General features: G+C 70.9%; 15 protein-coding genes, 1 tRNA gene and 1 other RNA gene. 8 read left to right on the top strand and 9 right to left on the bottom strand.

Going from position 1 to position 11,724, the window contains the following annotated elements; all coding sequences use genetic code 11:
- Window positions 1–50: 50 nt before the first annotated feature.
- The 3 genes from A5700_RS06075 to A5700_RS06065 are packed head-to-tail and all read right to left on the bottom strand — an operon-like array spanning window position 51 to window position 2,340.
- Entirely contained in the window at window positions 51–827 is a 777-nt protein-coding gene (locus tag A5700_RS06075) for an SDR family NAD(P)-dependent oxidoreductase (RefSeq protein WP_068071411.1), read from the bottom strand.
- Between the two features lie 23 nt (window positions 828–850).
- Window positions 851–1,786 (bottom strand): NmrA family NAD(P)-binding protein, encoded by a 936-nt coding sequence (locus tag A5700_RS06070; RefSeq protein WP_068071413.1) that lies wholly within the window; start codon window positions 1,784–1,786, stop codon window positions 851–853.
- On the bottom strand, window positions 1,783–2,340 hold the full coding sequence (locus A5700_RS06065) for a PaaI family thioesterase (RefSeq protein WP_068071415.1): 558 nt from the start codon (window positions 2,338–2,340) through the stop codon (window positions 1,783–1,785). Before A5700_RS06065 ends, A5700_RS06070 begins: the two co-directional genes overlap by 4 nt.
- Window positions 2,341–2,436: 96 nt before the next feature.
- Between A5700_RS06065 and A5700_RS06060 the strand changes: the two genes are divergently transcribed.
- Together A5700_RS06060 and A5700_RS06055 are read left to right on the top strand one after the other, a co-directional pair.
- Complete coding sequence (locus A5700_RS06060) at window positions 2,437–3,024, top strand: TetR/AcrR family transcriptional regulator (RefSeq protein WP_068071417.1); 588 nt, start codon at window positions 2,437–2,439, stop codon at window positions 3,022–3,024.
- Between the two features lie 54 nt (window positions 3,025–3,078).
- Window positions 3,079–3,462 (top strand): PPOX class F420-dependent oxidoreductase, encoded by a 384-nt coding sequence (locus A5700_RS06055; RefSeq protein ID WP_068071419.1) that lies wholly within the window; start codon window positions 3,079–3,081, stop codon window positions 3,460–3,462.
- A gap of 3 nt (window positions 3,463–3,465) precedes the next feature.
- On the opposite strand, the gene A5700_RS06050 is transcribed toward A5700_RS06055, so the two are convergent.
- The 3 genes from A5700_RS06050 to A5700_RS06040 are packed head-to-tail and all read right to left on the bottom strand — an operon-like array spanning window position 3,466 to window position 5,361.
- Window positions 3,466–4,455 carry an NAD-dependent epimerase/dehydratase family protein gene (locus tag A5700_RS06050; RefSeq protein ID WP_068071421.1) on the bottom strand — a complete coding sequence of 330 codons (990 nt, stop codon included), beginning with the start codon at window positions 4,453–4,455 and terminating at the stop codon, window positions 3,466–3,468.
- Window positions 4,456–4,486: 31 nt separating this feature from the next.
- Window positions 4,487–5,188 (bottom strand): cutinase family protein, encoded by a 702-nt coding sequence (locus A5700_RS06045; protein ID WP_082960549.1) that lies wholly within the window; start codon window positions 5,186–5,188, stop codon window positions 4,487–4,489.
- The gene (locus A5700_RS06040; protein WP_068071423.1) at window positions 5,188–5,361 is read right to left on the bottom strand and encodes a CsbD family protein; all 174 of its coding nucleotides are present in this window, start codon (window positions 5,359–5,361) and stop codon (window positions 5,188–5,190) included. Before A5700_RS06040 ends, A5700_RS06045 begins: the two co-directional genes overlap by 1 nt.
- 62 nt (window positions 5,362–5,423) lie before the next feature.
- Here A5700_RS06040 and A5700_RS26535 point away from each other — a divergent pair, with 62 nt between their 5' ends.
- Window positions 5,424–5,582, top strand: coding sequence for a hypothetical protein (locus tag A5700_RS26535; protein ID WP_197502870.1), 159 nt, complete (start codon window positions 5,424–5,426; stop codon window positions 5,580–5,582).
- A gap of 7 nt (window positions 5,583–5,589) precedes the next feature.
- Here the strand turns inward: A5700_RS26535 and A5700_RS06035 are convergent, their stop codons facing one another.
- Window positions 5,590–6,657: a dihydrodipicolinate reductase gene (locus tag A5700_RS06035; RefSeq protein WP_068071425.1), complete on the bottom strand. Its 1,068-nt coding sequence runs from the start codon at window positions 6,655–6,657 to the stop codon at window positions 5,590–5,592.
- A gap of 146 nt (window positions 6,658–6,803) precedes the next feature.
- Here A5700_RS06035 and A5700_RS06030 point away from each other — a divergent pair, with 146 nt between their 5' ends.
- Both A5700_RS06030 and A5700_RS06025 read left to right on the top strand, forming a co-directional pair.
- Window positions 6,804–7,181: a hypothetical protein gene (locus A5700_RS06030; protein WP_068071427.1), complete on the top strand. Its 378-nt coding sequence runs from the start codon at window positions 6,804–6,806 to the stop codon at window positions 7,179–7,181.
- 5 nt (window positions 7,182–7,186) lie between these two features.
- A complete protein-coding gene (locus tag A5700_RS06025) occupies window positions 7,187–7,936 on the top strand; it encodes an enoyl-CoA hydratase/isomerase family protein (RefSeq protein ID WP_068071429.1) in 750 nt (249 codons plus the stop codon).
- Window positions 7,937–7,946: 10 nt separating this feature from the next.
- Here A5700_RS06025 and A5700_RS06020 read toward each other — a convergent pair whose 3' ends face one another.
- Window positions 7,947–8,774 (bottom strand): SPOR domain-containing protein, encoded by an 828-nt coding sequence (locus A5700_RS06020; RefSeq protein ID WP_068071431.1) that lies wholly within the window; start codon window positions 8,772–8,774, stop codon window positions 7,947–7,949.
- A 56-nt stretch (window positions 8,775–8,830) separates the two neighbouring features.
- Window positions 8,831–8,919 (bottom strand) — tRNA-Ser (locus A5700_RS06015).
- Between the two features lie 77 nt (window positions 8,920–8,996).
- Here A5700_RS06015 and ffs point away from each other — a divergent pair.
- The 3 genes from ffs to A5700_RS06000 all read left to right on the top strand — a co-directional run.
- Window positions 8,997–9,093, top strand: an RNA gene (ffs, locus tag A5700_RS06010) — signal recognition particle sRNA small type.
- 50 nt (window positions 9,094–9,143) lie between these two features.
- The gene (locus A5700_RS06005) at window positions 9,144–10,439 is read left to right on the top strand and encodes an aminotransferase class I/II-fold pyridoxal phosphate-dependent enzyme (protein ID WP_068071433.1); all 1,296 of its coding nucleotides are present in this window, start codon (window positions 9,144–9,146) and stop codon (window positions 10,437–10,439) included.
- 51 nt (window positions 10,440–10,490) lie between these two features.
- A partial coding sequence (locus tag A5700_RS06000; protein ID WP_068204538.1) for a DNA polymerase III subunits gamma/tau occupies window positions 10,491–11,724 on the top strand: 1,234 nt, incomplete at its 3' end.

Raw genomic sequence — 11,724 nt, 5'->3', positions numbered from 1 at the left:
CCGCTGCGCCCGCCGCGAGCCGTCCCGATCGGTGCCGGTCAGGACCGTGATCAGGCCGCCGATTCGCCCGCGGCGGCCGCCGCGTCGAAGGGCGCATCGTCGGGAGCCGTGCGGCGCGCGGCCAGCACCGCCCGCGCGGCGTCGCCGATCGGGATGCGCAACGGCAGGTCCGGCCGCTCGGCGGCGTCGGCCACCTCGGTCGCGACCCGCTGTGGGGTCATCAGGCCCGCGCGGGGCCCGCCGTTGCGCAGGATCGCGGCGTAGGGGTCGTCGGGCAGGGTGTAGGTGGTCACGTCGTCGAGCGCCCCGGAGCTCACCGCGCCGGGTTCCAGCAGGGCGGCCTGCACGCCATGGGGCGCGACCTCGATGGCCAACGCCTCGACCAGCGCCTCCAGCGCCCACTTCGTCGCGGCGTAGGCGGCCCCCGGCGGCAACACCAGGCGCCCCATCACGCTGGACATGAACAGCAGCTTGCCGCCGCCGCGGGCCCGCATCCCCGGCAACACCGCCTGGGCCACCCGGATCGCGCCGACGGTGTTGAGGTTGAGCAGGCGTTGCAACTCCGGCAGCGGGGTGGCCTCGACGGCGGCATAGAAGATCAAGCCTGCGTTGGAGATGAGGATGTCGACGTCGCCGGCGGCCGCGACGGCGGCGGTGACGCTGGCGTCGTCGGTGACGTCGAGCGCGAGGCGCGCGTCGACGTCGAGGTCGGCGAGCGTGCGCGGGTCGCGGGCGGTGGCGACCACGCGGTGCCCGCGGCGCCCGAATTCGGTGGCCAGCGCCCGGCCGATGCCGCGGCTGGCTCCGGTGATGAATACCGATGACATGGTGTGCTCCTTTGTTGACGGTGTCAGGTCGTGCTGGATGACGGCAGGAAGCGGTGCAGGTTTCGCTTGACGAAATCCGCGAAGGGGGTCGGCGGCCGGCCGAGCACGCCGGCCAGCGCGTCCGGATCGGGTGCGACCATCGGTTCGCAACGTTGCGACAGCGCGGCGCCCAACGTTGAAATGTGTTGAGCCATGGCGGCGTTGATGGGCGAGGCCGGGTCTGACTCGGCGGCGCGCTCGAGTTCAGCGCGCCACGCCGCGGCCGACAGCGGCTGGTAGCGGACGTCGCGCCCGGTGTGCTCGGCGATGACACGGGCGATCTGCGCGTGGGTGATCACCTCGGCCGGTGGCGGGTAACTGATGGCCGGGGCCGGCGGCCGCGGGCTGAGCAGGTGCGCCACGGTGATCTCGGCGGCGTCCTGGCCGCCGATCCACGGCGCCGGACTGTCACCAAAACTGTTGGCAATCAAACGGTCCGACCGGATCGTCGCCCCGTGCAACAGCAGGACGTTCTCGTGGAAGAGTCCGGCGAACCGCAGCACGGTCGGATCGAGGCCGGCCCAGGCGAACACCTCCTCGGCGACGGCCTGCGCCTGCCCCAGCTTGCTGGGGCTCTCGACCGAGGACACCACCATCGACATCACGACCAGGTGCGCGCCGGGCGCGGCGGCGCGCAGCGCCGACGCGAGATTCGCGGCGGCCGAAACCGCGCCGGCCGCAACGGGGTAGGTGAAGTAGACGGCGGCCACGTCCGCCGCCGCCGGGACCAGCGACGCCCGGTCGTGCAGGTCGCCGAGCACCGTCACGGCGCCGCGCCGGCGCAGCTCGGCGGCGCGTTCGTCGTCGGTCCGCACCAGGGCGCGCACCGGATGCCCGCGGCGCAGCAACTGGTCGACGACGGTCGCGCCGGTGCCGCCGTGCCGGCCGGTCGCGCCGATCACCAGGATCGGGGCGGTCATCGGGACCCGTTCTGTCGGCCGGGCGCCTGGAAGATCAACAGGGTGCTGGTGGCGGTGGCGACCAGGTTCCCGGCCGCGTCGCTGGCGGTGGCCTCGGCGAACCCGATGCGCGAGCCGGCTTTGATGACCGTGCCCACCGCGGTCAGCGGAGCGCTCGCCACGGTCACGGCCTTGAGGTAGTTGACCTTGATTTCGACCGAGGTGTAGGCGACCCCCTCGGGCAAGGTGGTGTGCACCGCGCAGCCCGTGACCGTGTCGAGCAGGGTGCACACCACGCCGCCGTGCACCATTCCCAGCGGGTTGTACATCGACGCGTCGGGCTCGCAGCTGAACGCGATGCGGCCGTGTTCCACGTCGGTGACCCGCATCCGGATCAGCTCACCGATCGGCGGGGGCGGCAGCTGGCCGTCGGCGACGGCGCGCCAGTAGGACAGGCCGGACATCGACGCGACGCTGGCCTGGGTGGCGATCGGGTCGTGCCAGGTCAGCATCCGTGACTGTTGCTCACCCCAGCCGTCTTGGGTGCCGGGCCGCGCCTCGGGGGAACTGCGCATCCGCTTCCTCTCGAATGAAACTGATCGGTTTACTTGGTTGGCCTCACCCTAATCGCAACGCCCGCCGTTGTAAACCGAACGGTGTAGCATGAACCGATGAGCGACGTCGGCAGAGCGCAGACCCGGCCCGGGCGGGGCGCGCGGGAGCGCATCGAGCGGGCCGCGGCGCGGCTGTTCTACCGCAACGGAATTCACGCGACCGGCGTCGAATTGATCGCCCGCGAGGCCAGCGTGTCCAAGCGCACGCTCTACCAGCACTTCGCCACCAAGAACGACCTGGTGGACCACTACCTGCGCGCCATCGATGAGCGCGGTGGCTCGCCGCTCGAGCGCTGCCTCGACGACAACACGCTGTCCCCCCGCGAACGGCTCCTGGCGATCTTCGACGTGGGCCGTGGCGAGGTCGTGCGCGGCTGCCCGTTCCACAACGCGGCGGTGGAATCGGCCGGGGCGCTGGCCAGCACCGACGGGATCGTCAGGGCGCACAAGCGAGACTTCATCCGCCGGCTGATCGCGGTCGCGCAGGACGCCGGCGCGGCGGACCCGCATCTGCTCGGCCAGCAGCTCGCCGTGCTGTTCGAGGGCGCGGCCGCGCTGGCGACCTCGCTCAACGACACCGCGCCCGCCGTGCACGCCCGGGCGGCCGCCGCCGCGCTGATCGACGCCGCGGAACTGAATGATTAAAAATGTGAACTATTGGGAAATGGTCCTGGCAACCCAGACAGATAAGGACCGACCGTGGCCATCACCTTCGCGGACGTCATCAAGTCCAAGTACCTGCTGTTGACGACCTTCACCAAGGACGGCCGGCCCAAGCCCACGCCCATCTGGGGGGTGCCCGACGGCGACAAGCTCCTGGTCATCACCGACGACGGCTCGTGGAAGACCAAGCGGATCAAGAACACCCCGCGGGTGACCCTCGCCAAGAGCGCCGCGCTGGGCAAGCCCAAGAGCGACGAGGTCGAAGGCGTCGCGCGGGTGCTGCCGAAGTCGGAGACCCGGCGGGTCTACAACGCCGTGCTCAAGCGGTACTGGTATCACGCCTGGTGGTTCTACGCCCACTCGATCGTGCGCGGCGGCATCGACAAGGTGCACGTCGGCCTGGAGATCCGGCCCGCCTGACGCCTACTCGGCGACCTGCGCGCGAATGGCCTGGAACGTGTCGGCCATGGTCTGCTGCGGGTCCCGGTAGGTGATGCCGAGTTCCCGCTCGCTGGGCGAATCGTCGGAGGCGGGCATCTGCGTGTAGTACTGCATGCCGGCCCAGGTGATCGAGGTCTCGAACGGCAGGAACCGGCCCGCCCGATCCAGCACCGCCCCGGCGACGCGCAGCGCGGTGTCCGGGATCGGCACCGCCAGCATGGGCGTCCCCGCCACCTGGCCGAGGATGTTCGCCAGCTCACCGGCGGACACCCGGTGGCCGCCGGCGGTGTAGCGGCGCGGCCCGCGGCCGGGCTCCAGCAGCGCCGCGTGCAGGGCGGCCAGGTCGCGCACGTCGACCACCAGCCACCCGGCGCTGCGCCCCGGGATCGCGTGCATCTGCACTGCGGCCCGCACACCCTCGCCGGCCTCGCCGAACTGGTCCCCGACGGGCGGCCCGATCACCATCCCCGGATAGGTGATGTTGACCGGCGCGCCCGCGTCCTGCAGCCCGCGGGCGTAGATCTCCACCTGGGCCTTCGACGTCCCGTAGCCGTCCGCCCCGCCGGTGACCGGCAAATCCGCCGTCATGGTCTCGAGGCCCGGATGGAACAACGCGGTGAAGCTCGAGACGTGCACGATCGGGTCCAGCCCGAGCTCGACGGCCTGGCCCAGCACGTTCTGCGCGCCCTGCATGTTGGTGGCCAGCATGTCGGCGGTCTGCCGCGGGTCGGTGGCGACCAGCGCGGCGCTGTGCACGACGGCGTCGCAGCCCTGCAGCGCGTCGCGCACCGCCATCCGGTCGGTGATGTCGGCGACGGCGAAGTCCGAGACGTCCACCCCCAGGGTGCCGACGGTGGTGTCGAGCTTCTTGGGGTTGCGGACGAGGAACCGGACGGTGTGACCGGCGTCCTCGATGGCCTTGGCCGTCCAGCCGCCGACGAATCCGGTACCGCCCGTGATCAGAACGCGCATGGTGTGATTCTGCTATCCGGGTCCGCGGCGCCTACAGGTGGCTCGCGGCAAAGTCCGCGGCCTGGTTCGTCATGCCGTTCAGGCCGTAGGAGACGTGCGCCGCCGGGTCGCTGCCGTCCCCGCTGCCGCAGATCGGGTCGCCCTGGGCGCATAGCTCGAGGGTCTTGGGCTGATACGACGGCCCGATGACGAGAGGGGGCGCGTGGTACTTGTCCAGGAACTGACCCGACGGGGTGCCGAACAGGGTGACCGCGGCGACATGCCGGGCCACCTCCGGGGGCATCGGCGGGGGCACCGCCGACGCGGGCACGCCCGGCGGCACGGTCGCGGCCGTGACGTAGCCCAGCACGGCGGCGCCTTGCGAATAGCCGCCGAGCACCTCGCGGGTGTTGGGACAATTGGCCGCCGTCGCCTCGATGTGGGAGCTGGCGTCGCGGATGCCGTCGATGACCGTCGACGGGAAGTTGCTGTTGGCGAAGTCGGTGCTGGCCAGGTAGTTCACCGGGTAGACCGCGTAGGTCCTGCCGCCGACGCGGTTGTGCAGCGCGTCGACGAACGACTGGCCGATTCCGCCGACGCCCGGGGGCTCACCCGAACCGCGGGCGAACACCACCTCGACGTCCGGGCACGGGTCCGCGGACGCTGGCGGCACGCTGGCCACCAGCGTGCCGGCCAGTCCGAGCGCGAGGGCACCGGACGCCAGCAACCGGCGCCCCGTCTTGACGGTTCCCATTACTTCTTGAAGGCGTCCTTTACCTTCTCGCCGGCGTCCTTGAGGCTGGACTTCGCCTGGTCCGCCCGGCCCTCGTCCCTGGTCTCGTGGTCGCCGGTGGCCTTACCGATGGCCTCCTTGGCCCGGCCGCCGAGGTCTTCGATCTTGTTCTTCAGCTTGTCTTCGGCACTCATGCCGGGGTATCTACCCGGCGACGGGAGCCGCCCAAACCCATGGCCCTGTCATCATGGACGGTGTGAGCACCGCGGTCGTGGTGGTGATAGTGGCGGCGCTGATGCTGGTGGGCATCGGCATGGTGGTCAATCAGCTGCTGCGGTTGCGCCGGTACCTGGGCGAGTCGCCGCCCCAGCGGCCGCCCGGCCCGGACGAGCCGCCGGCGGACGGCCCGCCCTGAGCGCCGTTCAGCGGGCCCGGCTGACGTGGGCATTCCCCCGCGGGAGGGTGAGCGGTAGGTCGGCGTAGGTCGCGATGCCGGGCGGCGCGGCGACGACTGCCGGGATCGCGTTGAGCGCGGGCACCGCGGTCATGATGTGACCGAGGTCCATGAACTCCTCGAGCGTGGTCGCCTCGAAGTAGGGCGGCGGCAGGAAGCCGACTTTCGTCGTGACCGTGGGCTGCCCGTCGATCTGGATGACCCAGCCGTCCTGGTCGATCTTCCAGTCGGGCTCGAGCGTCTGTCCCTTGCGCCAGCGCACGTTGAGGTCGATCAGGACCGTGTCGCCGACGAGCCCCTGCCAGCTGATGTAGGTGCCGGCGACGCAGCCGGCCGGAATGGTCCAGGAGGCCATCTCCAGATCGGCCGTCGTCTGGGCGAATTCGGCCACGCAGCGCACCTCGTCGAGCTCGACGCCCAGCGCGTCACCCACCAGCCGGACGGCCTCGCCGAAGATCGCCGTGCCCTTGGCCGCCATCGCGGGCAGCTCCGGATTGTCGATCGGCTGGCCGAAGCCCACCGGCTTCTCGGTGTCCGGCGAGTCGTAGAACGTGGTGTCCGCGGCCTCGTTGACCGTCACCTTGTCGATCCGGTTGCACACCATGGCGGACACGATGGCCAGCAGCTCGGCGAAGCCCGGGCTGACGCCGGACCCGAAGATGGTCGCGTTGCCCTTGCCGCACGCCTCGAGGATCCGGTCGCGGCCCGCGCCGAGGTTGTGCCCGGTGATGAACGACGCCGTCGTCACCACGTTGACCCCCGCGGACAGGATGCGGACCAGCTCGTCGACGTCGATCCACATCGGGTTGTAGACCACGCAGTCCGGCTTGAGGGCCAGCAGCTCCTCGACGTCGTTGGTGGCCGTGACGCCGACCGGGGCGATGCCGACCAGCTCCCCGGCGTCGCGGCCGGCCTTCGCGGGGGACCAGGCGTAGCACCCGACGAGCTCGAGGGTGGGGTTGGTGACGATCGATTTCAGCGAGCTCTTGCCGACGTTTCCGGTGTTCCACTGGACGACGCGATAGGTGTTTGGCACTCGCTCAGCATAGGGGTTTTCGGTCTGCCCCAATAGGTGGATTCGGCGGCCAATATGTCGGCCGAAAACGCCCCCGGCGCCGGTAGGCTCCGTCGTGATCGGCGCCGCGGAAGCGCCGTCGAGGCGCCACGAAAGGGAGATCATCGATGGCAGGCGTGCAGTGGCTGAGCAAGCCCGAAGCTCACGACTTCCCGGCGGCGGCCGACTACCTGGCCATGCTCGCCGACGGCAAGACGGTGAAGAAGCTGATCAAGGAGCTCAAGGCGGGAACCGTCGCGCACAAGAAGGCCAAGGACATCTTGCGGGCGGCCCAGCTGGGCTTGCTCGACGTCGGCAATCCCCACGTGGCCGACGACCTCGCCAAGATCGAGAAAGGCCAGCCGCTGTCGCCGATCCTGCTGGTGCGCGGCAACTTCGCGAAGGGCGTCCCCCTGCAGATCGCCGACGGCTACCACCGGGTGTGCGCCAGTTACCACACCGACGAGAACACCGACATCCCCGTCGTCCTGGTCGCGGCGAGCTGACGGGCATGACCATGATCGAGGCCCGACGCTCCGGCGACGTCCGCATCCTGACCCTGACCGCCGGGCGCGTCAACGCCCTCGACGTCGAACTGCTCGAAGAGCTGGCCCGATCGGTGAACGAGCTGGCGCATTCGGGCGCCGGGCCCCTCGTCATCACCGGGGCGGGTCGCGTCTTCAGCGCGGGGGTGGACCTGAACCGCGTGGTCGACGGCGGCGCCGACTACACCGACCGGCTGGTGCCCGCGCTGTCCGCGGCCTTCGAAGCCGTGTTCGCCTACCAGGGCCCGACCGTGGCCGCGATCAACGGCGCCGCCATCGCGGGTGGCTGCGTGCTGGCCTGCGCCTGCGACCGGCGATTGATCGGACCGGACGCCCAGATCGGCGCGACCGAGGTGCGCGTCGGCGTGCCCTTCCCGGTGGCCGCGTTGGAGGTGCTGCGCTACGCGTGCGGGCGGCACGCCGAGGACGCGCTGCTCGGCGGCCGGATCTACCGCGGAGCCGACGCCATCTCCGCCGGATTTGCGCACCGCGTCGTCGCCGAGGACCTGCTCGAGGCTGCGGTGGCCGAGGCGGCCGACCTCGGCGCCATCCCCGCCGAGGCGTATCGGCACACCAAGGCCCAGCTGCGGGAGCCGACGATGGCGCGCCTGCGCGCCCGCGGCGTCACCGACGACGAGGTCCGCCGGCTGTGGGGCGCCGAGCACACGCAGCGGCTGCTCGGGGACTACGTGGCGCGGATGCGGCACAAGGGCTGATCGAGGGGTTTCAGTCCTCGTCGAGGGCGACGCCGCTGCGGGTGCGCCTGCGACGCATCCGGTGCGACCCCTTGCCCGTGGGGCGCCGGTTGCGCAGCCGCGCCGGGACGTCCGCATCGGGCTCGTCGGCCGGCTCGGGGTCTTCGGGGGTTTCGTCGGGGGCTTCTTGCTTGGGCTCGGCGGGTGGCGTCGCCTCGGCGTCGGCCACGACGGTGTCGGGCTCGGGCTCGGCTTCCGTCTCGGGCTGGGCTTCCGTCTCGCTGTCGTCGACGTCCGCGGCGTCGGCAACCACCTCGTCGTCGGCCGTTTCGTCGTCGGCCGTTTCGTCGTCGGCCGTTTCGTCTAAGTCGGCCAGGCGCTTCTTGTCCCGACGCTTCTTCGGCTTCTTCCCCTTGATCGGTTTGGGTGGCGGCGGCGGAAGTTCCGCGACGAAGGAGAGATAGAAGGCGAAGATGCCCAGCACGGCGATCGCGGCGGCCGCGCCGTAGATCCCGAACAGGTAGCGCCCGGCGGCGTTCAGGCTGAGCCAGATCTCGCTGATCGCGGTGCCGATGATCAGCACGCCGGCCAGGACGTGGGCCACGATCGACCACACCCGCAGCGTCAGCGCCAGCTGCGGGGTGCCGAACTCTGGCCTGCGGGTGCGCAGCAGCGTGAACACCACGGGCAGCGCCGCCAGCGCGATGACCGCACCGGTGACGATCCGCAGCGCCGTCCCCAGGGAATGCGCGGTGTCACCCATCAGCTCGAGCCAGCGGGGCAGCACGAACAAGAAGTAGAGGAAGCCGGCAGCGATCGAGAACGACGCGTGCCAAAAGACGGCGACCTTGCGCCCCATAAGCCTCCTCAAGCTGATCGGCACGGGTCAGCCTAAAGGTGACCGACCCGGCCAATTGGCGGAGGATGCGGGATTTGAACCCGCGAGGGCTGTTAACCCAACCCGCGTTCCAGGCGAGCGCCATAGGCCACTAGGCGAATCCTCCGTGGGCCATGGTAACCGAGGCCACGTCGGTTGCTGCCAGTCGCTCGCCTGTCGCGCGGAACCGGGTACTAGACTCGTTGCCGGACCCCGCGCGGCGTCTATCCTGTGAACTCCCCCAGGGCCGGAAGGCAGCAAGGGTCAATGGGCTCTGTCGGGTGCGCGGGGTCCCCTATCGTCTGGGGCCCGCGCTGACCCCGCAACCACGGTCGAGGAGTGAATGGGTCCATGGTGTCGCTGGAGTCCCTCGGAGCTACCGAGCTTGCCGCCGAACATGCCCGCAACGAGCAGGCCTACGCGGAGCTGCAAGCCAAGAAGCTGTCGCTCGACCTGACCCGCGGAAAGCCGTCGCCGGCCCAGCTCGACCTGTCCAACCAGCTGCTCAGCCTGCCCGGTGACTCCTACCGCGACAGCGAGGGCACCGACACCCGTAACTACGGCGGCCTGCACGGACTGCCCGAGCTGCGCGCCATCTTCGGCGAGCTGCTCGGCATCCCGGTGCAGAACCTGATCGCCGGCAACAACTCCAGCCTGGAACTCATGCACGACCTGGTCGCGTTCTCGATGCTCTACGGCGGCGTGGACTCGCAGCGGCCCTGGAAGGACGAACCGGTCGTCAAGTTCCTCTGCCCCGCCCCCGGCTACGACCGCCACTTCGCGATCACCGAGACGATGGGCATCGAGATGATCGCCGTGCCGATGCTCGAGGACGGCCCCGACGTGGGGCTGATCGAGGAGCTGGTCGCCGCCGATCCCGCGATCAAGGGCATGTGGGCGGTGCCCGTGTTCGGCAACCCGACGGGCGTCACCTACTCCTGGGACACGGTGCTGCGCCTGGTGCAGATGCGGACCGCGGCCCCCGACTTCCGGTTGTTCTGGGACAACGCGTACGCCGTGCACACGCTGACGCACGACTTCCTGCGCCAGGTCGACGTCCTGGGGCTGGCCGCCAAGGCCGGCAACCCGAACCGGCCCTACGTGTTCGCCTCCACCTCCAAGATCACCTTCGCCGGGGCCGGCGTCAGCTTCCTGGGCGGCTCGCTGGGCAACATCGCCTGGTACCTGCAGTACGCGGGCAAGAAGTCGATCGGCCCGGACAAGGTCAACCAGCTGCGGCACCTGCGCTTCTTCCGCGACGCCGACGGGGTGCGCCTGCACATGCTGCGCCACCAGCAGATCCTGGCGCCCAAGTTCGCGCTGGCGGCGGAGATCCTGGAGCAGCGGCTGAGCGACTCGAAGATCGCCTCCTGGACCGAACCCAAGGGCGGCTACTTCATCAGCCTCGACGTGCTGCCCGGCACCGCCCGGCGCACCGTCGCCCTGGCCAAGGACGCCGGGATCGCGGTCACCGAGGCGGGCGCGTCGTTCCCCTACCGCAAGGACCCCGAGGACAAGAACATCCGGATCGCCCCGACGTTCCCCTCGCTGCCGGACCTGCGCGACGCGGTCGACGGGCTGGCCACCTGCGCGCTGCTGGCAGCCTCCGAGCGGCTGCTGGCGCCGTCGGCGTCGGGCGTGCACTGACGACCGCCGCGCGGCGGGCCGTCGTCGGGCCGCGCCGGTAGCCTGCTCACCGTGGCTCTCTACCGCAAGTACCGACCGGCAACCTTCGCCGAAGTGGTCGGGCAGGAGCACGTCACCGAACCGCTGTCGATCGCGCTGGAAGCCGGCCGGATCAATCACGCCTACCTGTTCTCCGGCCCGCGGGGCTGCGGCAAGACGTCCTCGGCCCGCATCCTGGCCCGGTCCCTGAACTGCGCCCAGGGCCCGACGGCCAGCCCGTGCGGGGTGTGCGACTCGTGTCAGGCGCTGGCGCCGAACGCGCCCGGCAGCATCGACGTGGTGGAGCTCGACGCCGCCAGCCACGGCGGCGTCGACGACACCCGGGAGCTGCGGGACCGGGCGTTCTACGCGCCCGCGCAGTCGCGGTACCGGGTGTTCATCGTCGACGAGGCGCACATGGTCACCACGGCCGGGTTCAACGCGTTGCTCAAGATCGTCGAGGAGCCGCCCGAGCACCTCATCTTCATCTTCGCCACCACCGAGCCCGAGAAGGTGCTGCCGACCATCCGGTCGCGCACGCATCATTACCCGTTCCGGTTGCTGCCGCCCAAGACCATGCGGGGGCTGGTCGGGCGGATCTGCGAGCAGGAGGGCGTCGTCGTCGACGACGCGGTGTACCCGCTGGTGATCCGTGCCGGCGGCGGCTCGCCGCGCGACACGCTGTCGGTGCTGGACCAGCTGGTGGCCGGCGCGGAGAACTCCCACGTCACCTATCAGCGGGCGTTGGGCCTGCTGGGCGCCACCGACGTCGCGCTGATCGACGACGCGGTGGACGCCCTGGCCGCGGCGGACGCCCAGGCGCTGTTCGGGGCGGTGGAGTCGGTGATCGACGCGGGCCACGACCCGCGGCGCTTCGCCACCGATCTGCTGGAGCGGTTCCGCGACCTGATCGTGTTGCAGGCCGTGCCCGACGCGGTCAGCCGCGGGGTGGTCGACGCGCCCGAGGACGTGCTGGAGCGGATGCGCGAGCAGGCGGTCCGCATCGGGCCGGCCACTCTGACCCGCTACGCGGAGGTGGTGCAGGCCGGGCTGGGGGAGATGCGTGGCGCGACGGCGCCGCGGCTGCTGCTGGAGGTCGTCTGCGCCCGCCTGCTGCTGCCGTCGGCCAGCGACACCGAGTCGGCGCTGCTGCAGCGCGTCGAACGGATCGAGACCCGCCTGGACCTGTCGATTCCGGCCTCCGACGCCCCGGCGCGGCCCGCCCCCGCACCGGCGGCCACGCCGGCCGCCCCCGCGGCCGAGGCGC

The sequence above is a fragment of the Mycobacterium sp. E1214 genome (genome assembly GCF_001666755.1).
In the GTDB taxonomy this organism is placed as follows: domain Bacteria; phylum Actinomycetota; class Actinomycetes; order Mycobacteriales; family Mycobacteriaceae; genus Mycobacterium.
The sequence above is the reverse complement of the archived record's forward strand: the minus strand, read 5'-3'. Positions and strand labels throughout refer to the sequence as shown.